The organism is Microlunatus sp. GCM10028923 (assembly GCF_042666975.1).
Classification (GTDB): domain Bacteria; phylum Actinomycetota; class Actinomycetes; order Propionibacteriales; family Propionibacteriaceae; genus Microlunatus.
This window is the reverse complement of record NZ_JBHTFF010000003.1, coordinates 373,143-398,488: the sequence shown is the minus strand read 5'-3', so window position 1 is coordinate 398,488 and position 25,346 is coordinate 373,143. Positions and strand designations below refer to the sequence as shown.

27 protein-coding genes, 2 tRNA genes, 1 other RNA gene and 2 pseudogenes are annotated in these 25,346 nt (G+C 69.9%); 13 read left to right on the top strand and 19 right to left on the bottom strand.

The genetic code is table 11. The features are described from left to right. The first annotated feature begins 34 nt into the window (after positions 1-34). The 3 genes from ACFQU4_RS09105 to ACFQU4_RS09095 are packed head-to-tail and all read left to right on the top strand — an operon-like array spanning position 35 to position 4,458. Positions 35-1,033, top strand: coding sequence for a DUF2510 domain-containing protein (locus ACFQU4_RS09105; protein WP_377489889.1), 999 nt, complete (start codon positions 35-37; stop codon positions 1,031-1,033). A gap of 33 nt (positions 1,034-1,066) precedes the next feature. Next, complete coding sequence (locus ACFQU4_RS09100) at positions 1,067-3,760, top strand: PEP/pyruvate-binding domain-containing protein (RefSeq protein ID WP_377489886.1); 2,694 nt, start codon at positions 1,067-1,069, stop codon at positions 3,758-3,760. After that, positions 3,757-4,458 carry a type 1 glutamine amidotransferase gene (locus ACFQU4_RS09095; protein ID WP_377489883.1) on the top strand — a complete coding sequence of 234 codons (702 nt, stop codon included), beginning with the start codon at positions 3,757-3,759 and terminating at the stop codon, positions 4,456-4,458. Before ACFQU4_RS09100 ends, ACFQU4_RS09095 begins: the two co-directional genes overlap by 4 nt. Before the next feature lie 12 nt (positions 4,459-4,470). Here the strand turns inward: ACFQU4_RS09095 and ACFQU4_RS09090 are convergent, their stop codons facing one another. Further along, complete coding sequence (locus tag ACFQU4_RS09090; RefSeq protein ID WP_377489880.1) at positions 4,471-4,665, bottom strand: SPOR domain-containing protein; 195 nt, start codon at positions 4,663-4,665, stop codon at positions 4,471-4,473. Between the two features lie 10 nt (positions 4,666-4,675). Beyond that, on the bottom strand, positions 4,676-5,614 hold the full coding sequence (locus ACFQU4_RS09085; RefSeq protein WP_377489877.1) for an ABC transporter substrate-binding protein: 939 nt from the start codon (positions 5,612-5,614) through the stop codon (positions 4,676-4,678). A 122-nt stretch (positions 5,615-5,736) separates the two neighbouring features. Between ACFQU4_RS09085 and rnpB the strand changes: the two genes are divergently transcribed. Then, an RNA gene (rnpB, locus tag ACFQU4_RS09080) (RNase P RNA component class A) lies at positions 5,737-6,133 on the top strand. Between the two features lie 271 nt (positions 6,134-6,404). On the opposite strand, the pseudogene ACFQU4_RS09075 reads toward rnpB, so the two are convergent. From ACFQU4_RS09075 to ACFQU4_RS09045, 7 genes and pseudogenes are all read right to left on the bottom strand, one after another. Continuing rightward, a pseudogene (locus ACFQU4_RS09075) lies at positions 6,405-6,524 on the bottom strand (hypothetical protein); the annotation flags it as partial. 41 nt (positions 6,525-6,565) lie between these two features. After that, positions 6,566-7,036 carry a hypothetical protein gene (locus ACFQU4_RS09070; RefSeq protein WP_377489874.1) on the bottom strand — a complete coding sequence of 157 codons (471 nt, stop codon included), beginning with the start codon at positions 7,034-7,036 and terminating at the stop codon, positions 6,566-6,568. Positions 7,037-7,114: 78 nt separating this feature from the next. Further along, entirely contained in the window at positions 7,115-7,357 is a 243-nt protein-coding gene (locus tag ACFQU4_RS09065; RefSeq protein WP_377489871.1) for a hypothetical protein, read from the bottom strand. Positions 7,358-8,108: 751 nt separating this feature from the next. Then, positions 8,109-8,528 (bottom strand): hypothetical protein, encoded by a 420-nt coding sequence (locus ACFQU4_RS09060; RefSeq protein ID WP_377489868.1) that lies wholly within the window; start codon positions 8,526-8,528, stop codon positions 8,109-8,111. A 31-nt stretch (positions 8,529-8,559) separates the two neighbouring features. Continuing rightward, positions 8,560-8,997: a hypothetical protein gene (locus ACFQU4_RS09055; RefSeq protein WP_377489865.1), complete on the bottom strand. Its 438-nt coding sequence runs from the start codon at positions 8,995-8,997 to the stop codon at positions 8,560-8,562. Next, a complete protein-coding gene (locus ACFQU4_RS09050; protein ID WP_377489863.1) occupies positions 8,976-9,206 on the bottom strand; it encodes a hypothetical protein in 231 nt (76 codons plus the stop codon). Before ACFQU4_RS09050 ends, ACFQU4_RS09055 begins: the two co-directional genes overlap by 22 nt. A gap of 72 nt (positions 9,207-9,278) precedes the next feature. Continuing rightward, positions 9,279-10,502 carry a helix-turn-helix domain-containing protein gene (locus ACFQU4_RS09045; protein WP_377489860.1) on the bottom strand — a complete coding sequence of 408 codons (1,224 nt, stop codon included), beginning with the start codon at positions 10,500-10,502 and terminating at the stop codon, positions 9,279-9,281. 49 nt (positions 10,503-10,551) lie between these two features. Here ACFQU4_RS09045 and ACFQU4_RS09040 point away from each other — a divergent pair, with 49 nt between their 5' ends. Further along, positions 10,552-11,280, top strand: a complete 729-nt coding sequence (locus ACFQU4_RS09040; RefSeq protein WP_377489857.1) for an HAD family hydrolase — start codon at positions 10,552-10,554, stop codon at positions 11,278-11,280. A 219-nt stretch (positions 11,281-11,499) separates the two neighbouring features. Here ACFQU4_RS09040 and ACFQU4_RS09035 read toward each other — a convergent pair whose 3' ends face one another. Then, complete coding sequence (locus ACFQU4_RS09035; RefSeq protein ID WP_377489854.1) at positions 11,500-11,925, bottom strand: Imm1 family immunity protein; 426 nt, start codon at positions 11,923-11,925, stop codon at positions 11,500-11,502. 744 nt (positions 11,926-12,669) lie between these two features. Between ACFQU4_RS09035 and ACFQU4_RS09030 the strand changes: the two genes are divergently transcribed. The 5 genes from ACFQU4_RS09030 to ACFQU4_RS09010 all read left to right on the top strand — a co-directional run bounded on the left by ACFQU4_RS09030 (position 12,670) and on the right by ACFQU4_RS09010 (position 17,364). After that, positions 12,670-13,785 carry a MurT ligase domain-containing protein gene (locus tag ACFQU4_RS09030; protein ID WP_377489851.1) on the top strand — a complete coding sequence of 372 codons (1,116 nt, stop codon included), beginning with the start codon at positions 12,670-12,672 and terminating at the stop codon, positions 13,783-13,785. Beyond that, entirely contained in the window at positions 13,782-14,612 is an 831-nt protein-coding gene (locus tag ACFQU4_RS09025; RefSeq protein ID WP_377489848.1) for a glutamine amidotransferase, read from the top strand. Before ACFQU4_RS09030 ends, ACFQU4_RS09025 begins: the two co-directional genes overlap by 4 nt. 2 nt (positions 14,613-14,614) lie before the next feature. After that, positions 14,615-15,313, top strand: coding sequence for a lysoplasmalogenase (locus ACFQU4_RS09020; protein ID WP_377489845.1), 699 nt, complete (start codon positions 14,615-14,617; stop codon positions 15,311-15,313). Next, the gene (locus ACFQU4_RS09015; RefSeq protein WP_377489842.1) at positions 15,303-16,862 is read left to right on the top strand and encodes a phytoene desaturase family protein; all 1,560 of its coding nucleotides are present in this window, start codon (positions 15,303-15,305) and stop codon (positions 16,860-16,862) included. Before ACFQU4_RS09020 ends, ACFQU4_RS09015 begins: the two co-directional genes overlap by 11 nt. A gap of 88 nt (positions 16,863-16,950) precedes the next feature. After that, positions 16,951-17,364 carry a hypothetical protein gene (locus ACFQU4_RS09010; RefSeq protein WP_377489839.1) on the top strand — a complete coding sequence of 138 codons (414 nt, stop codon included), beginning with the start codon at positions 16,951-16,953 and terminating at the stop codon, positions 17,362-17,364. On the opposite strand, the gene ACFQU4_RS09005 is transcribed toward ACFQU4_RS09010, so the two are convergent. Continuing rightward, positions 17,325-18,134, bottom strand: coding sequence for a hypothetical protein (locus tag ACFQU4_RS09005; protein ID WP_377489836.1), 810 nt, complete (start codon positions 18,132-18,134; stop codon positions 17,325-17,327). The two genes, ACFQU4_RS09010 and ACFQU4_RS09005, sit on opposite strands and share 40 nt — an antisense overlap. A 127-nt stretch (positions 18,135-18,261) precedes the next feature. Here ACFQU4_RS09005 and ACFQU4_RS09000 point away from each other — a divergent pair. Further along, a tRNA-Lys gene (locus ACFQU4_RS09000) sits at positions 18,262-18,334 on the top strand. Between the two features lie 60 nt (positions 18,335-18,394). Here the strand turns inward: ACFQU4_RS09000 and ACFQU4_RS08995 are convergent. From ACFQU4_RS08995 to ACFQU4_RS08975, 5 genes and pseudogenes are all read right to left on the bottom strand, one after another. Beyond that, positions 18,395-19,111, bottom strand: a complete 717-nt coding sequence (locus ACFQU4_RS08995) for a hypothetical protein (protein ID WP_377489833.1) — start codon at positions 19,109-19,111, stop codon at positions 18,395-18,397. Positions 19,112-19,366: 255 nt separating this feature from the next. Then, positions 19,367-19,792: a DUF779 domain-containing protein gene (locus tag ACFQU4_RS08990; RefSeq protein ID WP_377489830.1), complete on the bottom strand. Its 426-nt coding sequence runs from the start codon at positions 19,790-19,792 to the stop codon at positions 19,367-19,369. Beyond that, a pseudogene (locus ACFQU4_RS08985) lies at positions 19,792-21,314 on the bottom strand (aldehyde dehydrogenase family protein). Before ACFQU4_RS08985 ends, ACFQU4_RS08990 begins: the two are co-directional and overlap by 1 nt. Positions 21,315-21,404: 90 nt before the next feature. After that, entirely contained in the window at positions 21,405-22,697 is a 1,293-nt protein-coding gene (locus ACFQU4_RS08980; protein WP_377489827.1) for a GAF domain-containing protein, read from the bottom strand. Continuing rightward, on the bottom strand, positions 22,697-23,287 hold the full coding sequence (locus ACFQU4_RS08975) for a TetR family transcriptional regulator (protein WP_377489824.1): 591 nt from the start codon (positions 23,285-23,287) through the stop codon (positions 22,697-22,699). Before ACFQU4_RS08975 ends, ACFQU4_RS08980 begins: the two co-directional genes overlap by 1 nt. Positions 23,288-23,332: 45 nt before the next feature. Between ACFQU4_RS08975 and ACFQU4_RS08970 the strand changes: the two genes are divergently transcribed. Further along, positions 23,333-23,719: a nitroreductase family deazaflavin-dependent oxidoreductase gene (locus ACFQU4_RS08970; RefSeq protein ID WP_377489821.1), complete on the top strand. Its 387-nt coding sequence runs from the start codon at positions 23,333-23,335 to the stop codon at positions 23,717-23,719. Here ACFQU4_RS08970 and ACFQU4_RS08965 read toward each other — a convergent pair. Both ACFQU4_RS08965 and ACFQU4_RS08960 read right to left on the bottom strand, forming a co-directional pair. After that, positions 23,710-24,006 carry a GroES family chaperonin gene (locus ACFQU4_RS08965; protein ID WP_377490536.1) on the bottom strand — a complete coding sequence of 99 codons (297 nt, stop codon included), beginning with the start codon at positions 24,004-24,006 and terminating at the stop codon, positions 23,710-23,712. The genes ACFQU4_RS08970 and ACFQU4_RS08965 overlap by 10 nt on opposite strands. 45 nt (positions 24,007-24,051) lie before the next feature. Next, positions 24,052-24,363, bottom strand: coding sequence for a DUF3618 domain-containing protein (locus ACFQU4_RS08960; RefSeq protein ID WP_377489818.1), 312 nt, complete (start codon positions 24,361-24,363; stop codon positions 24,052-24,054). A 129-nt stretch (positions 24,364-24,492) separates the two neighbouring features. Between ACFQU4_RS08960 and bcp the strand changes: the two genes are divergently transcribed. Further along, entirely contained in the window at positions 24,493-24,972 is a 480-nt protein-coding gene (gene bcp / locus ACFQU4_RS08955) for a thioredoxin-dependent thiol peroxidase (RefSeq protein WP_377489815.1), read from the top strand. A 49-nt stretch (positions 24,973-25,021) separates the two neighbouring features. Here the strand turns inward: bcp and ACFQU4_RS08950 are convergent. Beyond that, positions 25,022-25,103, bottom strand: a tRNA-Leu gene (locus ACFQU4_RS08950). Positions 25,104-25,346: the final 243 nt, after the last annotated feature.

The following is a 25,346-nucleotide window of genomic DNA, read 5'->3' as shown; positions in this document are numbered from 1 at the left end:
CGCGAGCCGGCAGCCCGGACGGTAGCCTGGATCGATGTCGACTGCGGGCTGGTATCCGGATCCGGACGGTACGTCCGGCCGTTACCGCTACTGGGACGGCCAGTCCTGGTCCGCGACGACCACCACCGACCCGCGCACCGATCCCCCGGCGGCCGGGGTCCCGCGACGGGCCTCGGGGATGGCCGCGGTCGGCAGCACCGCGGAGCCGTCCCGGGCGATCGACCCCGGCTACCAGCCGGCCCGGGCCGCGGCCGCGCCGCCCCGACGCGGCCGCCGGATCCTGGTGATCGGCGCCGCACTGCTGCTGTTGATCATCGTCGCCGCGAGCGGCCTGCTCGTCTGGCGCGGCCCCGACCTCGGTCTGACCGGCCCGAACCCACCGGCCGCCTCGGTCTGGGACGACAGCAGTCCCACCGCCGCGCCGACACCGCGACCGACGCCGGTGCCGACCACGCTGGCCTCCCGCCGGCCGTCCACGCCGAACCCTTCCGAGGGCCGGCTGCGCTGCCCGGAGGGGAGTCCGACCCGCGGACCGGCCAAGCCGGCCGACCGACGAGTGCACGGCGGTCGGCTGTCGTACGCGATGATCGCCGGGTACGCCGCGCCGCAGCCGCGGCCGCGGCTCTCCTGGTTCTACGACACCGCCTCCCAGTTCCAGGTCACCGAGCCGGGCTGGGCCTCGTCGTTCACCGTGGGCGAGGTGCAGCGGGCCGGGATGTTCGGCCAGCAGCAGCAGGCGGCCGAGCACACCCTGCAGTGCATGATCACCGGCGACGGCTTCGACCACTTCGCCAGCCGGAAGGACCTGCAGAGCAAGGCGATCACGGTGGACGGGCGGCCGGCCTGGATGATCATGACCGAGATCCGGGTGGACCGGACCGACCTCTCGATCGAGGGCGACCGGGTCGCGGTGATCTTCGTCGACGACGGCCGGCGGGACCGGCTGTCCGGATTCGTCGGACTGGTGCCGATCGGTGACAGCAAACGGATAGCGCTGATGGACACCGTGATCAAGGGCCTCCGGGTCCATTGATCGCCGCAGCGGGCCGGGAGTAACGTGCCCTCCGTGAATCTGGTGCGGCAGTTCGCAGACATCGGTAGGAACGACCTGGAAACGGCCGGCGGCAAGGGCGCCAACCTCGGCGAGCTGACCGGCGCCGCTTTCCCTGTGCCACCAGGCTTCGTGGTGATCACGGACGCCTATCGGACGTTCGTCAGGGTCACCGGCATCGGACCGGCGATCATCGAAGCGGCCGGAACCGACACCGACGATCCGGTCCGGCTGCAGTCGGCGGCCGAGACGATCGCCGGCCTCTTCGCCCGGTCGCCGGTGCCGGACGCGATGGCGGCCGAGATCCTCGCCGCGTACCGGGGACTGGCCCCCGACCACGCGCAGCACAGCCGGGCCCGGGTCGCCGTCCGGTCCTCCGCGACCGCCGAGGATCTGGCCGACGCCAGCTTCGCCGGGCAGCAGGACACGTACCTCAATATCCGTGGCGACGACGAACTGCTCGACGCGGTACGGCGCTGCTGGGCTTCGCTGTGGACCGCCCGGGCGATCGGCTACCGGGCCCGGCAGGGCATTGCACCGGACCAGGTCAGCCTCGCCGTCGTGGTGCAGCAGATGGTCGAGTCCGAGGCCTCCGGGGTCATGTTCACGGCGAACCCGACCAACGGGCGCCGGGACCAGACGGTGATCGCCGCCGCCTGGGGCCTCGGCGAGGCGATCGTCAGCGGCGCGGTCAACACCGACGACCTGGTGGTCGACGGCACCGGCCGGGTGGTCGAGCGGCGCACCGCGGACAAGGCGGTGCAGACCCGCTACGTCGACCACGGGACCGCCGAGCTTCCCGTACCAGAGGATCGGCGGCGGCTGGCCGTCCTCGACGACGCGGCCGCGGCCGAACTGGCCACCCTCGGCAGCCGGGTCAGCGCTCACTACAGTGCGCCGCAGGACATCGAGTGGGCCCGCCGGGACGGCGAGTTCTTCCTCGTCCAGGCCCGCCCGATCACCGCGCTGCCGGAGGAGACCGGCGAGGTGCCGAGCCGCTGGGAGGTGCCGCGCGCCAACAGCTGGTACTTCCGGGCCAGCATCGTCGAGCAGCTGCCGGATCCGCTGACGCCGCTGTTCGGCGACCTGATCAACGGCGCCGTGTCGCGCTCGCTGACCGGGATCTTCGCCGAACTGCTCGGTGCTGAGGCGCTGCCGCCCGGCGCGATGACCTTCCCCATGATCAACGGCTACGCCTACTACGCGTACGAGATCTCCGCCTTCGGCCGGGTCCTGACCGCGCTGCCGTCGGCGATGAAGGCGATCACCGGCCAGGCCGGGTTCGTCGAGCGCTGGCGCGACGACGCGCATCCGGCGTACCAGCGGATCGTGGCCGACTGGACCGCCCGCGACCTGAGCCGGCTGGCGTCGGCCGACCTCTACGACGGCGTCGCGGAACTGCTGGAGGCCGGCGCCACCTACTACACGGTGGTGCAGACGATCATCCCGCCCGCGGCCAGCAGCGAGACCGCGCTGGCCTCGTTCTACGACCGGGTCGTCCGGCGGGAGGGCGACCCGCCCGCGTCGACGCTGCTGCTCGGCTACGACTCGCTGCCGATCCTGGCCGAGAAGTCGCTGTACGACCTCGCCTCCTGGGCCGCCGAACGGCCGGAGCTCAAGGAATGGCTGCTGAACGACCAGGCCACTCACGAGCCGGCCGACGCGGACGAGTTCCGGACCCGGTTCCATGATCATCTGGCCCGGTTCGGGCACACCACGTACAACCTCGACTTCGCGTCCCCGGTCCCGGCCGACGACCCCGACCCGGTGCTGGACGCCCTGCGGTTCTTCCTCACCGGCCGAGGCACCGACCCGCACCGGCGGCAGGCCGACGCGGCGGCCCGGCGGGACCGGCTGGTCCGCGAGATCGGTGACCGGCTCGACCCGGTGCGCCGGTCGGTGTTCAACCGGCTGGTGTCCCAGGCGCAGCGGTTCGCTCCGATCCGGGAGGACGCGCTGGCCGACGTCGGGCTGGCCTGGCCGCGGCTGCGCCAGCTGCTCGCCGAGCTGGGCCGGCGGCTGGTCCGCGACGGCGTGATCGACGGGACGGACCAGGTCTACTGGCTGCGCGATGTCGAGCTGAAGGACTGGCTGTCCGGGGTCGCGCTGGGCTCCCGTACCGACGAGATCGCGAAGCGGAAGGCGGTCTGGCGCGGGCAGCGGCTGGCGACGCCGCCGCAGATGCTGCCCGACAACGGCTGGGCGAAGCTGTTCGCCCGCTGGATGCCGGCCGTGTCCGGCAACGAGACCGGTCCGGTACTGCGCGGCATCGGAGCCAGCGCCGGTTCGGTCACGGCCCAGGCCCGGGTGCTCGGCGGACCGGCCGACTTCGGTCAGCTGGAACCCGGCGACGTGCTCGTCGCCAGCATCACGACGCCGGCCTGGACCCCCTTGTTCGCCAAGGCTTCCGCGGTGGTGACCGACATCGGCGGGCCGCTCAGCCACAGTTCGATCGTCGCCCGCGAGTACGGCATCCCGGCAGTCCTCGGCACCGGCTCCGCGACCCGACGGATCCGCAGCGGCGAACGGATCACCGTCGACGGCGACGCGGGGCAGGTGACGCTGATCGAGCAGGCCGACCCGGCAACCCCGGCGACGGCCGAACGACGCCGCTCGCTGGTGCCGGTGATCGCCGGCGTTGCGGCCGCGGTCGGCGTCGGTGCCCTGGTGTTCCGCCGGCTGCGCCGCCGCAAGGCCGCCCGAGGGTGACCGACCGTACGGTGCTGGTGGTCCAGCACGTGCCGTGGGAGCGGCCGGCCCGGCTCGGCGCGGTGCTGTCGGAGCACGGCATCGACTGGACCCTGACCACGCTGACCGGCGCCCGGGACGAGGCTCCGGCGGTCGAGACGCTGGCCGGGCTGGTGCTGCTCGGCGGGCCGATGGGCGCCCTGGACGTCGAGGCGCATCCCGGGCTGGCCGTGGAGGCGGAACTGGTCCGCGAGTGCGCGGCCGCCGGGGTACCGATGTTCGGCGTCTGCCTCGGCCATCAACTGATCGCTACCGCGCTGGGCGCGGCGCTCTATCCCGGCGCCGACCGGGAGGCCGGGATCGGCACCGTCGAGGTGGTCGCGGACGGGCCGCTCGGCCGGCCGGGCACCGTTCAGCCGGTGGTCCACTGGCACGGCGACGTCGTCGACCCGCCGCCGGGGGCGACCGTCCTGGCCCGGTCCCCCGGCACCCCGAACCAGGCGTACCGGATCGGCAACACGGTCTTCGCGACCCAGTTCCATCTCGAGGCCGACCGGGCGCTGCTGGCCGACTGGCTCGAGGTGCCCGAGATGTCCGCAGACCTCACCGAGGACGGCCGGCGCCGGCTGCTGTCCGACTACGACGCGGTCGCCGAGCCGATCGCCGCCGCGGGCAGACGGATGTTCACCGCCTTCGCCGAGGCGATCACCGGGCGTTGACGCCGGCGAGGGTCAGTCCTCGTCGTCGTTCCACTTGGGGTCGTGTTCCCAGTTCTCGTTGCGCTCGGCGACCCGCTCCATCGCCTGCTCGGCCTCCTCGCGGCTGGCGTAGGGGCCCAGCCGGTCGACGGCCTTGCCCAGCTTCCGGCCGCGGACCACCTGCTTCGACGTGAGGTCGTACCACCACTGCTCTTCCGGGTCGGTCATGACCACGAAATTACCCCAGCTCGGCGGCCGCCGGGCGGAGCTGATGCTCGAGTGCCCACGGCACCGAGTAGATGCTCGGGCTGGCCAGCGCGGAGGCCGTGGTGTCGTCGACGATCACGTACGAGCCGCGACGGACGGCCGCCAGGTCCGCCCAACCGACCACGTCCTTGAGCACTTCCTCACCGCCGGTCAACGGCCACATGATCACCAGATCGGCGTCGAGCACCTCGACCTTCTCCAGCGACACCAGTACCCGGGCCGACCCCTTGCCCTCCTTCTTGGACTTGGGGTCGAGGGTCAGTCCGAGCTCGGCGAGGACCCGCGCGGCCGGATCGGTGTCGGCCGCGACCAGCCCGAACTGATCACCGGTGAACTGCCCGTAGCTGAACGTCTTTCCTTGTCCGGCAGGAAAGTCGGCCTTGAACTTCTCGATCTTGGTCGCCAGGTCGGTGATCAGCGCGTCCGCCTCGGCCTGCTTGCCGAAGATCTTCCCGGCGGTCGCGGTGACGTCCTGCCAGGAGTCGAGTACGGCGCTGGAGTCCATCACCGGGATCGTCGGGGCGATCGCGGACAGCCGGTCGTACGTCTCCTCGGTCTGGTAGCCCGCCAAGATCAACTCGGGCTGGAGCGCGGCCAGCTTCTCGTAGTCGATGTCGGCATTGTCGGCGCCGACGACCTTCTCCGACTCGTGCGGCGGGGTCCAGGGGAAGGCACCGTTGTCACCGGAGTAGTTCCGGGTGATGAACTCGGCCGTGATCGGTACGTCGAGCGCGATCAGCGCGTCGGTCCACGGTGCGCTGAAGGTGACCACCCGCTGCGGGTTCGCCGGGAACGTCGACGTACCGAAGGTGTGCTCGATCGTGACCTCCGGCCGCTCCTCCGCCGGCGCCGCTCCCGCACCCTGCCCGCAGGCGGAGGCCAGCAGCGCGACCACCGCCACCACGATCATGATCGGAACCCCTCGCCGGCGCGCACCGGTCAGCCCTTCGGCCACAGCCTTCCCCTCTCCCTAGGTAAGGAAAGGCTAACCTAGAAGTCGGTTGGCGTCGCGAGGGCTACCATGTCCGTGGACGAGCCGGTCAGACGATCGCGGCGCCGCTTCGGCAGCACCGAGGAAAGTCCGGACTCCACAGAGCAGGGTGGTGGGCAACACCCACCCGGGGCGACCCGCGGGACAGTGCCACAGAAAACAGACCGCCCCCTCTCCGGTCCGCCGGCGAGGAGGTAAGGGTGAAACGGTGGTGTAAGAGACCACCAGCACCCCAGGTGACTGGGGTGGCTCGGTAAACCCCACCCGGAGCAAGATCAAGAGGATGCGCCGAGCGCGCATCTGCGGAGACGCCCGAGGGCTGCTCGCCCGAGTCTCCGGGTAGATCGCACCAGGCCGCTGGCAACAGCGGTCGCAGATGGATGATCGTCGCTCACCGTACGGTGAGAACAGAATCCGGCTTACCGACCGGCTCGTCCCCCACTCCCGCCTGGCCGGGCCGAATTAAGGCTCTGACCAGGGATCGCACGTTCCCCCGCGACTCCACTTCACTCCAGTTCGCGCCAGTCCGCGACGGAGAAATACGGTGCAGTCCCCGCGTGAACTCCGGATCGGCCGAGGCCGTGACGGAGATATACGGAGCAAGCTCGGCGTCCAGGATCGCCACCAGATCGGCCTTATCCGACGGCCACAGATGGGCGTAGGTCCGCAGGTTCTCGGCCGCGTCGGCATGGCTCATCCGATCGGCCACAGCCTTCGGCGACCGGCCAGCGTGGATCAGCACCGACGCGTGGTAATGCCGGAACTCGTGCCACCCCGTGCGGGGCCGCAACCCCATGCCCGCAGTGGCCACCCGCCAGATCTCACTCATCTGCTTCCGGCGGAGCGCGCCCGACTCGCGGCTGGTGAAGATCAGACCCTCCGGGCCCGGCGGGAACTGCTCCATGTGCTCAGCCAACGCCGCCCGGCCGAGGTGACCGTTCGAGATCCGGCGATCGAGGCATCCGACTTCGGCGGCCCGAACACCGGCGCACCGCCGGGCAGCACGTCGACCAACTGCCGGTCGATGACCAGGTCACCGAGGACGGCCTGCTCCGTTGTCAGGCCGGCCAGCTCGCCCGGCCGCAGCCCGTTCTGTGCCGCGATGATCACCATCGCCCCGTACCTCGGTGCGACGGCCGCGGCGATCGCTCCGACCTGCCCCGAGGTCAGGGGGATGATCTTGCGCCGGGCCCGCGGCGGCAGGTTCAGCCGGACGCACGGCGAGACCGGGATCAGCTTGTCCTCGGCCGCCGAGCCGAACATGTTGCGGAGGAAGCTGACGACGAGCCGCACCGCGTTCGGCGCCAGGTCGTCGGACCAGCGCGTGATCTGTGTCTGCACATCGAGCCTCGTGATGTCGACCTTTGACCTTCCGACCGTTGGGGCCCTTCCTCATCCAGACGTCGTGGACATGCGCCATCAGCGGGAGAGCGTGACAAGGAACTGGATGATCACGTAGAAGATCGCCAGCAGCCCGACAATGCATCCCATGATGATCAAGAAGTTCACGTCGGCAGGCCGCTTGGGCCGGGTCGCCTCGGCGAGCAGCTTGGCCCGTTGAATCTCCCAGCGGATCGGGTCGATCTCGCCGGCCGCCCTCCTCGAGTCGAGGCGGCCGATGGCCGTCACATACTCATCCACCTGTTGCTTCGTGTTGCCCATTGCGCCACTCCCCTAGATTCGAATTGATCGCGGTGATCATCTATCTGCTCTCGGGGTACCGAAGAGGACCAGGACGAACCCGCTCGCGTCGCATTCGTCCTGCTCGCAAAGGCCACCCTGCTAGATCAGGTGATGATCAAGGTAAAGATGTGCGATCGCGTGGGCCTGGGCTTCCGCCCAGTGGTCACCGCTCCACGCCCGAGCGTCCAGCAGGATCAGCTGGTGCTCGCGGTCGATTAGCTCCGTGCTGCCCTACAGGTATGCGAGCGCGATCCGCCAGCCCGGCCAACGCGTTCTCGCGTCTTCGGCCTGGTCGTAACTGGTCGCACGTCCGTCATCAGACACGCTCTACTTCCCCCGTGCCACCGGGGTTGTCGACGTTGACACCCTCCGGTGTTGATCTTGGTCTAGGTGCCGCCCCATGGCGGTGCGGCAATACTAGGCGCTCAATTCAGGGTCTGTAACCGGTTCACAAGATGCTGAAGATTCTCAACCTAAGGTCTGGGCTTGCGCGATTTTTTGCGGCGACCGGTACACCGTGCCCCCGGATGCCGCTCAAGCTTTGTCCGGACGAAGCCCGGCCGCCACCTTCCTCCGACTCACCGTCGGCGCGCCCGTCCGTCGTCTTCTGAGCCTCAGGCTGCCGGTCATCCGCTGTACCTCCGTCTCCCAGTAGCCTGGCGGCGAGGGCGAAGATCCCGGACGGCTGGCAGCTGATCGTCTGGGTCGCACCAGAGCACCACCCCGAAAGCTAGCGCCGGAGCTCGCCGATCGCGCACACAGGCTCGCTGCGGTGCCCCCAGACGACCAGGCCGTGATGCACGATCGGCTCGAGGTGCATTGTCCGGCCCCCCTGGTCGACGTCCGGCCAGGACTGCATCAGATGGCCCATCACGTCGTCCTGCACGCGGTCGGCCAGCCACGCCAAGCCGTCCGGCGGCTCATCCCCGGACAGCATCAGGAAGTCGGAGCCGTAGATCCGGCCGACCATCCCGGTCGGGCCGAAGTCCTCCGGCGGCTCCAGCCGATCAGGCGAGGGCTCGACTACCCACCCTTCCACTTCGAGGTCGTAGATTCCGATGATGGCCGCCGGGTCCACGCCGGCGACATCGCGCTGCAGCCGCTCCACGAACTCCCGCAGCTCGGCCAGCTCCGCCGTATCTGTTGCCATGTCACAGCCCTTCGTCGCTCCGCAGGGGCACCTACAGCACCCGGCACCGCATCGTATAAGCGAGGACCAGCTTGCCGCCCTCCGTGACCTTGCCGGTGATCTCCAACGTCTTCCCGGAGCCCTTGCGGGCCTGGTCCGGATGGATCGAGCCGTGAGGTGGGTAGCGTTGCGACTTGTCGCCGATCTTCCTGCCGCCGAGGATGACCTTGACCGTGTACAGGTCGCCGGTCAGGTGCTCCTTCGGGTAGGCACCCCACGCGATCCTTCCACCCTTCTTCTCCTGCTGTACGGTGAACCGGCCGAACAGCGTGTGTGCCCGGTAGTCGTGGCAGGTCGTGAACACCGGGTCGGCCTCCACCCGGCCACGACCCCCGGCGCAACCGGCCAGCAGCACGACCATCGTTAGTACCGAGGCCAGCACCACAATCGCTCGCCGGATGATCATGATCATGGCGTCAGAACGTCCCACAGCTGCTCGCACGGTAGTGGCGTGAGCCCGTCACTGACGTCGGCGTCGACTTTGATCGTCAGCCCCGGAAACCGTCGGCCAATCGCCGCCGCGTACTCCTCGGCGGCCGCCGCGCCAGCTCGGTAGTTGTGCAAGAGGTGTGGGCCGAACCACAGTTGCACCCGCCGGTCGGCCACAGTCTGCCGTTCCGCTGTCTCCGCATCGTTCATACACCCACGATCGGCCTGAACGCGGCGGTCACAGGTCACCGACGGTGAAGGGACACTCCCAGTGGCCCTGAGTCAGTCCGGCAGACTCGCCGCCGTCAGCAGGGGCTGCAGGTCTGGCAGCACGGCCGCCTTCGCCCGCCCCTGTAGTTGACGCAGCGTCTCCCGCACCTGGACGCTGTGCCGAAGTTCCTCCGGGGACTCTCGGTAGATCCGCTGGAGCATATGCACTGCCGCGAAGTCGTTGTCCTTGCGCAAGTACCCGCGCGCCGCGTCGAGGTGGTACGTCAGCCTGCGCTCGACCGCCGAAGCCTTCTCGATCGTGACCCGCTCGGCCATGCTCAGGGCTTGCCTCGTCCGGCCGAGCTCCATCGCCACGGAGACGCGGTGCAGGGCCACGTTCATCGGGCCGAAGACCATCCGGAAGTGGTTCGTCTCCCCGACCCGCCCGGCAAGCTGCTCGGCGAGGTCAAGCCTCCGCTGCGCCTCGTCGGCATGGTCATCGCGGGCCGCCGCGACGGCGCCCATCAGGTGCAGCCCGCCGAGCACGGCCAGCCGCTGGTCGGACGGCTCCTCAAGGTGCGGCTGCAGGTCCTCGATCGCCCGGACCGCGACCTCCCTGGCCGAGTCCGTCTTGCCCTGCGCCGACAAGATCATCGCCATGTTCCACGCCGCGGCGGCTGCCAGGTCAGGATCGTCGGCGTCCAGCGCGGCCGATACAGCCCGATCGGCCGCCAGCAGCGAGAGCTCGAACTCGCCGACCCGCTTCGTCCAGGTCCGCACCAGTTGATAGGTCTTGCTCGCCTGGCGCAGAGCGCGCCGCCGCTCCCCGCCCCGGGCCCGGAGCGCCAGTTCGCAGGCGCGCACGAGCACCGGAAGTCGCTGACCCACGATCGAGTACCGGAAAGCCGATGGCTCCTGCCAGGCGCGCCAAGTCTGCTCGATGTCGCGGGACAACCCGTCCGGATCCGGCGGGTCACCGGCCGCCGACCGCACGGTCATCGCTCGCCGGACCGCCTCGGCAGCCGGGTGGCCACGGTGCCCGCCTGGCATCATCGGCAGCGGGACACCGGTCAACTCCTGCAGGTCCTTGACCCGCAGCACCTGCGCGAACAGCACCAGCTGCGAGAACCTCGTGACCAGGCGATCGCCGGACTCGATCTTCTTCATCATCGAGAGGCTGATCCCCGCCAGCCCGGCCAACTCCTCCTGAGTCAGGCCGCGCCGAGCCCGATGACTGGCTATCCGCCGGCCGATAGCCCACTCGTCGACTTCCATGCCACCGCCCAACGTCGTCACGGCGAAACCTCACCTGCCAGAGTAACGGCCCCGGTGCGACACTCGTCACATGCCGATCGCCGGGACCCGACCGACCCTCATCCTGTGGGACATCGATCACACCCTCATCGAGACCCGCGGAGTGGGGGGCCGGCTCGCCCGGGCGGCCTTCGCAGAGGTCACCGGCATCGAGCCAGCCCGAATGGCCACAGCGAACGGCAAGACCGAGGGCGTCATCCTCGCCGAGACGCTCCGGGCCCACGACATCGAGCCGACCGAGGAGCACCACGTGCGGTACGCGGTCGCGCTGCCCGAGCAGTATCGGCTGCACACCAACGACCTGCGCCATGCCGGCCGGGCACTCCCAGGCACGAGCGAGGCCATCGCGGCTCTGAGCCGACTCCCTGGTGTCATCCAGACCGTGCTGACGGGCAACTACCGTGCGGTCTCCGTGATCAAGCTCGCGATCTTCCATCCCGGCGATGTCCTCGACCTCGAGGTCGGCGCCTACGCCGATGACTCGGCCGACCGTGCCGCGCTGGTCCCGATCGCGCAGCGTCGATCGCGCGACAAATACGGGCACGAGTACACCGGCACGAATACGTTGATCATCGGCGACACGTCCCACGACGTCGCGGCCGCGCATCATGGCGGCGCCAGCGCAATCGCCGTCGCGACCGGGCAGGAATCCGCCGACGACCTTCGGGCCGCCGGCGCCGACATCGTCCTCGACGACCTGGCCGACACCGACGCCGTGATCAACACCGTCGACCAACTCGTACGGACAGCAGGGCTATGACGGATCACTGACGGAGCGCCTCGATCGTTCGGCCTAGTCAGAGCATGTTCGTGTGGAATCCGGCTTACCGACCGGCTCGTCTCCCACTCCCGAACCCGCCAACCGGGCACAAACGCAGGCGTTCTGGCGTGTGCTGCACAGGTGCCGACTCGATCGGGGGTCAGACGACGTCGCCTCGACGACGCCGGGCGCGCACGCGGGTCCTTAGTACGCGACGTGTCACCCTGGCCAGGGGCGCCATTCGACGCCGGTCGGCCGGTCGCCGCGGTTGATCATGAAGTCCTTCACCGCGGCCCGGACGAGATCGATCGGGACCAGCGAGTCGGCCGGCCACTCCTCGTCCTTGCCGAGGTGGAAGTACTCGAGGGGTGGATCGTCGGCGAGCGTGCCCGCCGCGTACCAGGTGCCGTCCGCGCCGTCGGCGGGGCCGCCGTACAGGATGCCGCCCCTCGTGCAGAGGGCCGCGATCCGAAGTTCGTGATCGGGCAGTCCGCTCGGCAGGGTCGGTCGGTCCGGGCAGGTCAGCGACGCCACCGAATAGTCGGCTCCGGACCGGACCATGCTGTCGATCATCGCGTCGACGTCACCGTCCGTGGACAGGATCGACGCCGCACCGTGCTGCCACCACGCTTCGACCATGATCATCCTCCCGCACTGGATGTAGTTCAGGACATGCCGAACGTACCGATCACCGGTCGCACCCCCGACCGGAAACCGGCAAGCTCCCGTCCCAACCCGCATGCCGGCGAATGACCGCGTCGTCCGTCGAGAACCATGGTCCCGCATCTCGGCCAGGAGTTCACCCCGCCGGGCGCTGCTGATATCAACTCGGGACCTCCGCCACCCCCAGTTGAGGCTGCCTGACCCTGGAATCCGGCCTCCAGTCCATCCCAAGGACCGGAATCGCCGCGTGCCGGACCGGTCCCGGCCGACTGCGGGGTCGATTCCAGGGACGAGTCAGCGCGGGCACCGGGCGCTGAGACCGGAGACCTTGATCCTGCCGGAGCCGTCCACCCGGATTCGGGTCACCCGGCGCCGGCGCCCAGCGCTCCCGCGGCCGGCAGTGACCGCGTTGTCCACAGCGCCCGAGCACCCGATCGACCGCCGGGACTGCGGGTTTCATCCCTGGTCAGGGCAATTTCCTAGGGTACTTGAGCCGATCCTGAGCCGCCGGAGGCCCGGTTCGGTCCGCGCCCGATTGATCGATCGGCAACAATAGGGCCCATGTCCAGGGAGCCGGAAGGCAATCGGACCACAGCAGCGCATCGGGGGGTGCCCGCGACCGCTGCATCGTCGCGTGCCCGCTTTGGAGTGGCGTCCCTGGCCGGCCGGGTCGCTGCTGCGGCGAGCCGCATCACCCGCCAGGACGGGTCCGCGCTGCGTGGTCAGGTGATTCGCCGCGTCGACCCTGCCGCGCTGTCCCGGGTGGTCCGCCGCCAGCCCTGGGTCCTGGTCGTCGGGCAGTACGGGACCACCGTGCTGTCCAGCCTGCTGGTCGCGGCGGTACGCGCCTCGCACGGTACTCACGAACGCCCGCTCGCGCAGCTCGAGGCCGACGACGGACTGGACGGAGTGGTCGCCGCGCTGACCGGTCGCGTCGTCCCGGAACTGGCCGTCATCGCCGCCCGGCCCGACGACGCCGTGGAACTACTCACCACCGGCGACCTGCCGCGGGCGATCGTGCTGCTGAACAGCTCCGGCGCGTCGCCCAACGAGCGGTACGCCCAGGCCCGCCGATTACGCGCGGCGATCGATCGGATCCATGCGGTCGTTCCGGTGATCGCCGACGCCGACGATCCGATGACCGTCCTGGCCGCCGGTTCAGCCCGGCGGGCGATCTGGGTTCGCGGCACCAGGACGTACCATGATCAACTTCTGTGCCCGAACTGCGGTTCGATCCTGACCGGCAACACCGATGATCATCCCGGCTGGAGTTGTCCGCGGCGTGACTACCAGCAGCCCGAGCCGGACTATCTGGTGCAGGACGGCAAGATCACCGACGCCGAGGGCCAGGTCTGGGATCCTCGATTACCGCTGCCGGGACGATTGATCATCGACCAGGCCTGCTTCGCCCTCGCCACTGCGGGAACCCTCGGCATCAATGCGGGTACGGTCTTCGTCGGCATGCGCCAGTGCGACGACGCGCTCGGCCGATTCGCTCCGATCAAGCTCGGCGAGACGATGGCCCGGCTGATCGTGGCCCGCCATCCGGCCGAGTTCACCGACGCCCTTTCCATGATCGAGAACCCTACCGTGATCATGGCCACCGACGATACCGAACTGTCCTGGATCTGGGACTGTGATCCGGCACCGCTGGCCGGCCGGACCATGATCGCCACCGGCCCGCGCGCCCCCGACGTGTCGGTACGGTTCGGCCACGCGGGACTGGACTGCCGAGACGTGCCCGACCTCGCCGCCGCGCTCGCCGGACACCGCCGCGGCGCCGACGTGATCGCCACCCCGGGCGCATTCCGTGCCCTGCTCCGGCTCGGCGGACGATCATGAACCAGACCTCCGGCGAAACGGTCGACATCGTCGTGGTCTATCCCGACCTGCTCCGCGCCCCCGGCGACGCCGGGAACGCGGAAGTGCTGGCCCGGCGGCTCGAGTGGCGCGGCTTCCGGCCCCGGCTGCGGCTGGTCGGCCACGATCAACCGTTGCCGGACAACGCCCGGCTGTATCTGGTCGGCGGCGCCGAGGGCCCGGCCCAGGTGGCCGCCGTTCAGCTGCTGGCCGCGGACGGCCGGCTCGCCCGCGCGGCTCTGGCCGGCGCCGTGGTGTTCGCGACCGGTGGCGGCTACCAGCTGCTGGGCCGTTCCTTCCCCGCCCCGGACGGCACCCGGATCGACGGTCTCGGACTGCTCGATGTCGAGACGGTTCCGGGCACCGATCCGGCGCGCGGCGATGTCGTCGGCCGCCTGCATCTGTTGGCCGGCAACCGGATCGCGGCCGAGCAGAAGGGGGCGGACCGGTCGCCCGCCGACGAGACGCACCCGCCGGAGCCCGAGCTCGACGCCGACCAGGCCGCCTCGGATCCGCAGATCGTGACCGGCTACGAAGATCATTCCGGCGTGACCCACCTCGGGCCGGAGGCCGACCCGCTGGCCATGATCAGCGTCGGCTACGGCAACTGCGGCGACGGCACCGAGGGCGCCGTGACCGGATCGGTCATCGGGACCAACCTGCAGGGGCCGGTGCTGGCCCGCAACCCGGGCCTGGCCGACCGGATCCTCGGCCTGGCGCTGGATCGTTCCTTGCGTTCTCTGGTCCGAACTGACGTCGATGAGCTCCGTCGTCGGCGTATCCTGGCGGCCATGAGGACGACCCACTGATCATGACCACACGGAACGGCCTTGCGGGAGCCGACCGGCGAACGATCCTGCCCACGCTCTGGACCAAGATCTGGTTCGGGGCGTTCCTGATCATGAGCATCGCCGACGTGGCGGCCGAGTTCGCCGAGGCGAAGCCCCTCACCCGAATCCTGATCTTCTTCCCGATGCCGCTGCTGTTCGGCTACGTGCTGGCCCGGGTCCGGCCGACCGGAGCACTGGTCCGCTGGCTGCTCGCCGCGATCGTGTTCTCCTGGCTCGGCGACGCCTTCGGTCAGCAGGTGATCGTCAAGATCGGCTTCTTCGCGGTGGCCCAGATCTGTTACCTGGTGGCGTTCCTGCCGTACTGGCGGAACAGTGTGCTGCGACGGCGGCCGCTGTTCCTGATCTTGTACGCGATCGCGACCGTCGCCATGATCGTGTTCCTGATCCCGTACGCGGGCACGGTGGCGATCCCGGTCATCGGCTACGCCCTGCTGGTCGGAGCGATGGCCGTGCTGGCCACCGGGCTGGGCCGGCTCGGCGTGATCGGCGGGCTGCTGTTCTTCGCCTCCGACACCATCCTGGCCCTGATGCTGTTCGTGCCGAGCATGGCCTTCCCCACCCAGGGCGCCTGGGTGATGATCACCTATCTCGGCGCCCAGGCGGTGCTGGCCATCGCGGTGCTGGCCCGGGTGCCGGCCGAGGCGTACCGTGCCGGGTGATCCGGACGTCGCCGTCATCGGCGGCGGGCACAATGCGGGCGTCGCGGCGGCCTATCTCGCCCGAGCCGGGTTGCGGGTCGTCGTCTGCGAGGCACGGGACCGGTTCGGCGGGGCGGTCGCCGGCGAACCCGTCTTCCCCGGCGTCGCGGCCACCCTGTCCCGGTTCTCCTACCTGGTCTCGCTGCTGCCCGACCGGATCGTCGACGACCTCGGGCTGGCGATCGAACTGCGGTCGCGGCCGGTCGCCTCGTACACGCCGGTCGGGGACGACGGCATCTTCGTCGAACGGCCGGAGGGTGACGAGACGGCCGTGTCGTTCGCCCGGCTCGCCGGCAGCGCCGACTACCCGGCCTGGGGCCGGTTCCATGATCAACTCACCGACGTCGCGGCCGCGATCGCGCCGACCCTGACCGAGCCGCTGCCCACGGCCGACGAGGTCCGCGCCCTGATCGATCCGGAACTTTGGCGAGGCCTGGTCGAACGCCCGCTCGACGAGCTGTTGCGGACCCGCTTCAGCAGCGACGTGGTCCGCGGGATCGTCGCGACCGACGCGCTGATCGGCACCGACACCCGGCTGGACGACCCGTCCCTGCGCCAGAACCGCTGCTTCCTCTACCACGTGATCGGCAACGGCACCGGCGAGTGGCGGGTCCCGGTCGGTGGCATGGGAACGGTCGCCGCCGCGATCCACCGTGCCGCTCTGGACGCGGGCGCCGAGGTCCGGCTCGGGACCCGGGTCGAGGCGGTCCGTGCGGAGGGCGACACCCGCGTCCTCGACCTGGCGGACGGGACCGAGCTGCGCGCCGGGCTGGTCCTGGCCAACTGCGCGCCGGCGGTGCTGGACCGGCTCCGCGGCCGTACTCCGGCCGAGGTGGCCGAGGGCACCCAGATCAAGATCAACATGGTGCTCCGCCGGCTGCCCCGGCTGCGCTCGGGCCGGGATCCCGAACAGGGTTTCGCCGGCACCCTGCACCTGCACCAGTCGGCCACCGAGCTGGCCCGCGCCGCCGACGCCGCCGCGGCTGGCCGGATCCCGGACCCGCTGCCCTGCGAGGTCTACTGCCACACCCTGACCGACCGCTCGATCCTCGCCGAGGGGCTGGACACCGCCGGCTGGCACACGCTGACGTTGTTCGGTCTGCACACGCCGGCCCGGCTGTTCCGCGCCGATCCGGAGGGCACCCGGGACCTGGTCCGCGATGCCGCGCTGCGCAGCCTGCAGCACGCCCTGGCCGAACCGCTGGAGGACTGCCTCGCCACCGATGTGAACGGCCGGCCCTGCGTCGAGGCGATGAGCCCGCTCGACGTCGAGGCCGAGTTGGGCATGCCCGGCGGCCAGATCTTCCACGGTGACCTGTCCTGGCCGTGGCTGGCCGGGCCGGACGCTCCCCGTACCGCAGCCGAACGGTGGGGCGTCGGCACCGACGACCCGCGGATCCTGCTCTGCGGCTCGGGCGCCGTCCGTGGCGGTGCGGTCAGCGGCCTCGGCGGCCACAACGCAGCCCAGGCGGTGCTCGAGCTTCTTGATCACGGGCCCGGGGATAAATAAATGATCTTTCTGTACAAGCGGGCGTTCGGTCGGCCAGCATCGGTACCAGGAGGCCACATCCCGGTGGCTGCGGACCGAGGAGACTGCCATGAAGATCGCCGTCCGACTCATCCTGGGGGCCGTGCTGGCCCTGTTCATCGTCCCCGCCCTCGGCATCACGCCGGCGGCGGCCGCCGATGCGAAGCACATCTCGATCCCGTCGAACTACGTCTACAACCCGAACACGAATCACCAGCGCACGCTGCACGACTACTGCACCAAGTCGCCCGACTCGTTCCCGACGCCGGGCAAGAACGCTGACTTCCGCGGGCCGTGCGCCCGACACGACATGTGCATCCAGTACAAGCAGAAGAAGCGCAGCTCGTGCGACTCCGATCTGCTGAGCAACATGTCCAGCGAGTGCCGCTACACGTACAAGTGGTACGACCCGCGGCGTGGCGCCTGCCTGGACACGGCGAAGGTCTACTGGGCCGTCGTCCGGGTGAAGACCGTCTTCTCCTGATCTTGATCTTGACCCCCCTCCGACCCGGCCGGGTCGGGACCGGCAGAGTCCGGTTCCGGCTCGGCCGGGTCTTCTTTCATAATCAAGAACTCGCCGACCAGCCCGCGGACGCAGACGCCGAACAGGGTCCAGGTCCCGGCCACCGCCTCGTCGTCGTCGCCGATGATCACGTCCGGATGTTCCAGTCCCTCCAGCGCATGCAACCCGAACCCTTCGCCGAGCGCCGCCATCGCCCCGGCGAACTGCTCCATCGTGTACGGCCGGCGCAGCCGGTAGCCGAACCGATCGATCACCCGCTGGTAGAAGGCCATGAACTCGGCCACCGACTCGGCATGCCGGTCCCGGCTGGCGTCGCGCAGCCCGTCGCACGCCTGGGCGGTGGCGCGGACCGCCAGCGCGAGCAGGAAGAGCCGGGACGACCGTGACCGGCCGGCGGTCGCCGCGGTGAACGTCGCCACGTGCCGGGCGGACGCGATCCGGATCACCTCGTCCAGGCTCGACTCGGCCTCGAGTAGCGCGCCGACCGCCCGCTCGGTGCTGTCCACCGGCGCGTCGTGGCGCCAGCGGACCACCGCGGCGGCCAGATCACGGTGGAAATCCTCCTGGTCGGCCCAGAGCCGGTAGGCGGCACCGGTGGTCAGCCCGGTCCGCCGGACCACCTCCTGCAGCCTGATGTGGGCCACCCCGTTGGCCACACCCCGTTCGAGCAGCAACTCCTTGGCCGTCTCCAACAACAGGGCCTGGGTCTCCGCACCGGATCGGCGTGGCATCTCAGCACCTCCTGGTCACCCTCCGCAGGGTGCTGATCGTAGTGATCGGCGTCCCTCGGGGGTCGGATCGACGCCGGCCGATTCCAATTTCACGCTTCTGCCCTAGGTTTGCTACAGTCATCCCCGCGCGCCATTAGCTCAATTGGCAGAGCAAGTGACTCTTAATCACTGGGTTCGGGGTTCGAGTCCCTGATGGCGCACCGAAAGGCCCCCGACTGGAGCGATCCGGTCGGGGGTTTCGGCTTGTCAGGAGCTTGTTCTCAGTCGTCGTACGTGTCGCAGGCGCCGACCGCGTCGTAGCCGTACACCTGGCCGAACCAGCAGACCTCGTCGCCGGGCTGGTCGCCCACCTCGGCGGCCGGTACGCCCTCGAAGACCGGGTTGTCGCCCGCGGGCGCGTCCGGGTACGAGGACGACATCACCGTGGTGCCGTTCACGGTGAGCCGGCCGCCGAGGTCGGTCGGGACGTAGCAGCGGAGGTACGCCTCGCCGAAGTAGCGGGTGTCGCTCGGGCTGCTGACCGGGAAGCGTTCGACGTCGGACCGCAGCCCGACGCAGTCGCCGGAGCCGGCGGGCGGGGCCGGGGTGATCAGGCAGCCGGACGCCTCGCGGGCGCCGGAGGAGTGCACCTCGAAGCAGATCTTCTCGCCGCCCTCCAGGCCGGGCGCCTCGGCGGCGGAGAGGGTGCCGTCGACGGTCACGGTGCCCGCGCCGGTCGAAGTGGTGCTCTGCTTCACCTGCTGGCCGTTCACCAGGAACCGCAGGGTGAACTCGGTCGGCGCCGTGCAGTCGAGGACGCCGGCCCCGGTGAACGGTGCCGTGCTGGCCTGACTGCCGTTCAGGTCGATCGAGGTCGCGACGCAGTTCGTCGAGTCCGCCGTGGCGGGCTTCGCCTGGGCGGCCGTCACCGGCAGGGCTGCCGCGAGCACGACGGCCAACGCCCCGACCAGCGCCGAGATGATCTTGATGCGATGCACGATGCCTCCCACAGCCCGGAGCCCGGAACCGGCTCCACCAGCAGCAGGACATCCCAACCCGCGACCACGTGTCAACGCTCCACCAAGATCAACACGGGACCTTCCGCCGCCGTTCGACGACCGTTCGCCCAACCGTCGGCGCCGACCGCTTGCCCACCCACCTGACCCGAACCACCTTCGCGCCCGCTTCCCGAACTTCGGTCCCTCCGCAGAGGGCGGAAGGGCGAGAAGTGGGCGCGAAGGGGTCGGCGGGGGTCAATCGAGCGGTGGGTCTGTGGGGGTGAGGAGGTCGGCGGTCCGGATCGGGTGGCTGCCGACGCGCTCGGTCAGGATGTCGGGGCGGAGCAGGCGGGATCTGATCAGGAAGCGGTGACCGGTCGGGGCCTCCAGCGAGAAGCCGGAGCCCCGCCCGGGCACCACGTCGATGGTCAGGTGGGTGTGCGACCACAGCTCGAACTGCTCGACGGACATCCAGACCGGCACCGTGCGGCCGTCGCCGAGATCAAGATCACCGAGCCGGACGTCGGAGTCGCCGGTCAGGAACTCACCGTCGGGGTAGCACATCGGCGACGACCCGTCACAGCAGCCGCCGGACTGGTGGAACATCAGCGGCCCGTGCTGGTCCCACAGGTCGCGGAGCAGGTCCGCGGCCGGTGGGGTGACGGCGACCCGCTCGGTCATCAGAAGAATCCCTGGGCGTTCTCGTCGTAGGAGACGAGCAGGTTCTTCGTCTGCTGGTAATGATCAAGCATCATGGCGTGGTTCTCCCGGCCGATGCCGGACGACTTGTAGCCGCCGAACGCCGCGTGTGCCGGATAGGCGTGGTAGCAGTTCGTCCAGACCCGACCGGCCTGGATGTCCCGACCGGCCCGGTACGCGGTGTTGGTGTCCCGCGACCAGACGCCGGCGCCGAGCCCGTACAGGGTGTCGTTGGCGAGCGAGATCGCGTCGTCGTAGTCGTCGAAGCTGGTCACCGAGACGACCGGGCCGAAGATCTCCTCCTGGAAGATCCGCATCCGGTTCGTACCCTCGAAGATCGTCGGTGCGACGTAGTAGCCGCCGGAGAGATCACCGCCGAGATCGACCCGTTCGCCGCCGGCGACCACCCGGGCGCCTTCCTCCAGCCCGATCTGGATGTAGGACAGGATCTTCTCCAGTTGATCATTGCTCGCCTGCGCGCCGATCATGGTGTCGGTGTCCAGCGGATTGCCCTGGACGATCTTCTTGGTCCGCTCCGTCGCCGCGGGCAGGAACTGGTCGTAGATCGACCGCTGGATCAGCGCCCGGCTCGGGCAGGTGCAGACCTCGCCCTGGTTCAGCGCGAACATGGCGAAACCCTCGAGAGCCTTGTCGTAGAAGGCGTCGTCGGCCCGGGCCACGTCGTCGAAGAAGAGGTTCGGGCTCTTGCCGCCCAGCTCCAGGGTGACCGGGATCAGGTTCTGGCTGGCGTACTGCATGATCAACCGGCCGGTCGTCGTCTCGCCGGTGAACGCGATCTTGCGGATCCGGCGCGACGACGCCAGCGGCTTGCCGGCCTCCACGCCGAACCCGTTCACGATGTTCACCACGCCGGGCGGCAGCAGGTCGGCGATCAGCTGGATCAGCAGCATGATCGACGCGGGCGTCTGTTCGGCCGGTTTGATCACGACGGCGTTGCCGGCGGCCAGGGCCGGGGCGAGCTTCCAGGTCGCCATCAGCAGCGGGAAGTTCCACGGGATGATCTGGCCGACGACGCCGAGCGGCTCGCGGAAGTGGTAGGCCACCGTGTTGTCGTCGAGCTGGCTGAGCGCGCCCTCCTGGGCCCGGATTGCGCCGGCGAAGTAGCGGAAATGATCAACGGCGAGCGGCAGGTCGGCGGCCAGCGTCTCCCGGACCGGCTTGCCGTTGTCCCAGGTCTCGCCGACAGCGAGCAGCTCCAGGTTCTCCTCCATCCGGTCGGCGATCTTGTTCAAGATCACCGCGCGTTCAGCCGGCGAGGTCTTGCCCCAGGCCGGGGCGGCTACGTGGGCCGCGTCCAGCGCCAGGTCGATGTCCTCGGCGGTGGACCGGGCCACCTCGCAGAACGTCTGACCGGTGACCGGCGACGGGTTCTCGAAGTAGCCGCCCTTGACCGGCGGTACGAACTCGCCGCCGATCCAGTTCTCGTAGCGGGATTGATAGCTGACCGGCTGTCCGCTTCGCCCGGCTTGGCGTACGTCGTCATCGACACTCCTCGAAATCTGCGGCGCCGAGCGGCCTCGCCCGGCGACTCGACGCTAGGCCGGGCAGGGTTGCAACAACGTTGCGACCGAGGTCAGCGCAGCGAGGCGTCGAGCCGGGCCAGGTGGGCCTCGACCTGAGGCCGCCGCGGCGACGCCGGCGGCAACGCCCGCAACGAGGCCAGCCAGACCTCGTAGTCGTCGGCGCCATGGGCGGTGTCGGCGAACCGCAGCAGGGCATCGGCGTCACCGGACCGGAGCAGGCCCGCCCGCAGCCGGTGGTGCAGATCGGCCCGCAGTTCCCTGATCGCCGGGGCCTCCGACTGCGGCAGCACCGGTCCGCGGTACGCGGTCACGGCACCCCTCAGGTCGCCCCGCGCCAACGCGATCCGGAGCAGGCCGATGTCGGTGTCCAGCGGATCGCCCAGCCGGTACGGCCGGGCCAGCAGCCGGACCGGCGCGAGCACCTGGCGCAGCCGGGCCAGCTCGGCGCGGACGGTGACCTCGGGAACCTCGCGGTGATGCAGCGCCACGGCCAGCTCGGCCGCGGTCAGGCCGTCCCCGGCCAGCGCGAGCAGCACCAGCAGTTCGGAGTGCCGCAGGCTCAGCCGGTGCACGGTGTCGGGCCCGGCCAGGATCCCGGTATGGGCACCGAGGACCTCGAGTCGCGGGGTCTGCGGATCGACGGCAGTCCGGGCCGGGACGGAACGGCCGAGGATCCGGGCCACCCGGAGCTCGGCCTCGACCGCCGACGCGGTGGCCCGGACCAGCGACAGGCTCTGCGGCAGCGCGACTTCGTCGCCGCCGGTGACGTCGAGCACGCCGAGCATCGCACCGGTGTCGGGGTCGTGGATCGGCGCCGCCGCGCAACTCCACGGCGTCACCTGGCGGACCAGGTGCTCGGCGCCGAGGATCTGCACCGGCCGGTCCAGGCTGAGTGCGGTTCCGGGCGCGTTGGTGCCGGCGACCTCCTCGCTCCAGTCCGCGCCCTCGACGAACAGCATGCCCTCGGCCCGGCCGCGCAGGCCACGGTCGCCCTCGACCCAGAGCAGCCGGCCGGCCGCGTCGGAGACGGCCACGATCAGGCCGGCGTCGGCGGCCTCGGCGACCAGCAGCTTGCGGATCACCGGCATCGCCGGAGCCAGCGGATGATCGGCCCGCAGCCGGTTCAGGTCGTCCCCGGTCAGCCGGAGCGGGACCTTGGCGTACTCGGGATCGACGCCGGCGGCGAGGCTGCGCCGCCACGATTCCAGGACCAGCCCGCGGGCGGCCCCGGTCTCGCCGGTGGCCAGGAATTCGTCGTGGACCCGGCGCAGCTGCCGTACTCGATCATCGAGTTCGGCCAGCCGTGGCAGCGCCGCCCCGCCGTCGGGGCGCGGTCGGTCCATCAATCCACTGTAAGGGCCCCGCCGAGTTGTTGCTGCACGGCGGGAGCGATCTGGTCGACCAGCTCGTCGAGCGGAAGGCCGGCCAGTGGTTCCACCCGCAGGATGTGCCGTACGACAGCGATGCCGAGCAGCGTGCCCAACGCCAGCTCGACCCGCTGTTCCGCCCGCTCGCGACCGATCACCATGATCAACCGTTCCGCCAGCACCTCGGTCAGGAACTCCCGGATCAGCGCCGTGACGTCCGCATCGGTGACCGCCGCCCGGAACACGGCCTGCAGCCGCGGCCCGGTGTCGGCGGACTCCCACATGCCGAGGAACCCGGCGGCGAGCCGGCGGCCCAGCCCGTCCGGACCCGCGGCCGTGAGTTGATCAAGGAACACCGCCGGGTCGAAGGGCCACTCGATGACGGCCCGGAACAGCCCTTCCTTGGAACCGAAATAGTGCACGACGAGCGACGGGTCGACCGCCGCCTCGGCCGCGATGGACCGGAGCGACGCGCGGGCGTACCCGACCTCGGCGAACCGTCGCCGGGCGGCGTCGAGCACCACCTTCCGGGTGTCCGCTCCGCCGGGCCTTCGTCCTCGCGCCATAGGTGTTATTCTACAAGTGTTGAATTACGGGGAAGGGCCAAGGACATGGTGTTTTCCAGGAAGATCGCCGAACGCAATCGCGTCGGACTCAACCGCTTCACCCGGCACATCGCCGACCGGCTCCCGGGGTTCGGCATCGTGCTGCACCGCGGTCGCCGATCCGGCCGCGAGTTCCGTACCCCGCTCAATGTCTTCCGGGCCGACGACGGCTTCGTCATCGCCCTCACCTACGGGCCGGAGGCGGACTGGGTGAAGAACGTGCTCGCCGCGGGCGGCTGCGACCTGCTGACCCGGGGTCGGCGGTATGCGCTGACCAACCCGCGCGTCGTGCACGACGAGACCCGGCGGCACATGCCGAAGGTGTTCGTCAGCCAGGTTCTGGCCCTGGCCGACGTGAAGGAGTTCCTCTACCTGGACCGGGCTCAGAGATAGAGGCCGGTGTTGCCGTCGGACAGCCGTTCGGCGGCGACGGCGTGCAGGTCCCGCTCGCGGAGCAGGACGTAGTCCTTGCTGCGTACCTCGACCTCGGCCCGGTCGGCCGGGTCGTACAGCACGCGGTCATCCACCTTGACGGTACGGACGTTGGACCCGACCGCGACCACCTTGGCCCAGGACAACCGCCGCCCGATGGCCACGGTCGCCGGAATGACGATCCCTCCCCCGCTGCGGCGCTCGCCCGCCTCGCTCTCGGCCGAAACCAGAACCCGGTCGTGCAGCATCCGAATCGGCAGCGGGTCGACGCTGCCAGTTTGATCAGCCACGAGTCAGCTTTTCCTCTTCCGTACGATCGCGCGGACGATGACCACGAAGGTGACGAAGCCGGCCACCGCCCCACCGATCACGGCGAGACGCTCGGTCCGTACCTTTCCGTCCTCGTTGACGAACTGCGCCTTGGCGTTCTCCACCTCGGCGGTCACCCAATCCTTGAGGCCCGCGATCTGCCGCTGCTTGATCCGGGTCGGGTGCACCTGATCGATCAACTGCTCCACCGAGTGACCGAGCCGTGCTCGGGCCGCCGCGAGATCGGCTTCGATCTGGTCCCGCGTCCGCTCCGGGCGTTGTGCTTCCGTCGCCATCGCTGATCCTCCTTCGACCGATTCTCCTGCGACCCCGTGCCGTCAACCCGCAACAGCGTATTGCACTGGCCCGGTGCGCACGCCGTGCCCCGGCCGTGACCGCGAAGATCAGGCCGTAGGGTGCTCACCATGACCGACCGACTGACCGCGGGCGACGTCGCGCCCGCCTTCTCCCTGCCCGACGCGGACGGCAAGGCGGTCTCGCTGTCCGACTTCGCCGGCCAGCGCGTGATCGTCTACTTCTACCCGGCTGCGATGACGCCCGGCTGCACCACGCAGGCGGTCGATTTCACGGCAGCCGGACCCGACCTGGACCAGGCCGGTCTGCAGGTCCTCGGCATCTCGCCGGACCCGGTCCGGAAGCTGGCCCAGTTCCGCGACGCCGAGGCGGTGTCCTTCCCGCTGCTGTCCGACGAGGACAAGTCGACGCTCGAGGCGTACGCGGCGTTCGGCGAGAAGATGCTGTACGGGAAGCTGATCCAGGGCGTCATCCGCTCAACCTTCGTGATCGACGTCGACGCCGACGGGAACGGCACCATCGCGGTCGCCCAGTACAACGTGAAGGCGACCGGGCACGTGGCCAAACTTAGGCGCGACCTCGGCGTCTGAGCGGCACTTCCACCCTGGCCGGGACGGCATCGCGCCAGGAGTGACCTTGTGCCGAAGGCGGGACTCGAACCCGCACACCCGTGGGTACGGCATCCTAAGTGCCGCGTGTCTACCAGTTCCACCACTTCGGCTCGTGCCCGCATCATCCTACTCAGTGTCGTCATCGCCCAGATGCGGGCGCGAACGGACGTACGACCCGGCGCTGCGACCCGCATGATTCGGAGTCTGTCGGTGGCAGTTCGGGCAGAGGAACCTCAGGTTCGCCCTCTCGTTGTTGTAGAAGTCGCCATCGATGTGATCAACCTCGAGAATCAGTTCGCGCCCGAACCACCGGCCGTCATTGCCACAGGCAACGCAGGCGTACCGAACCCCGC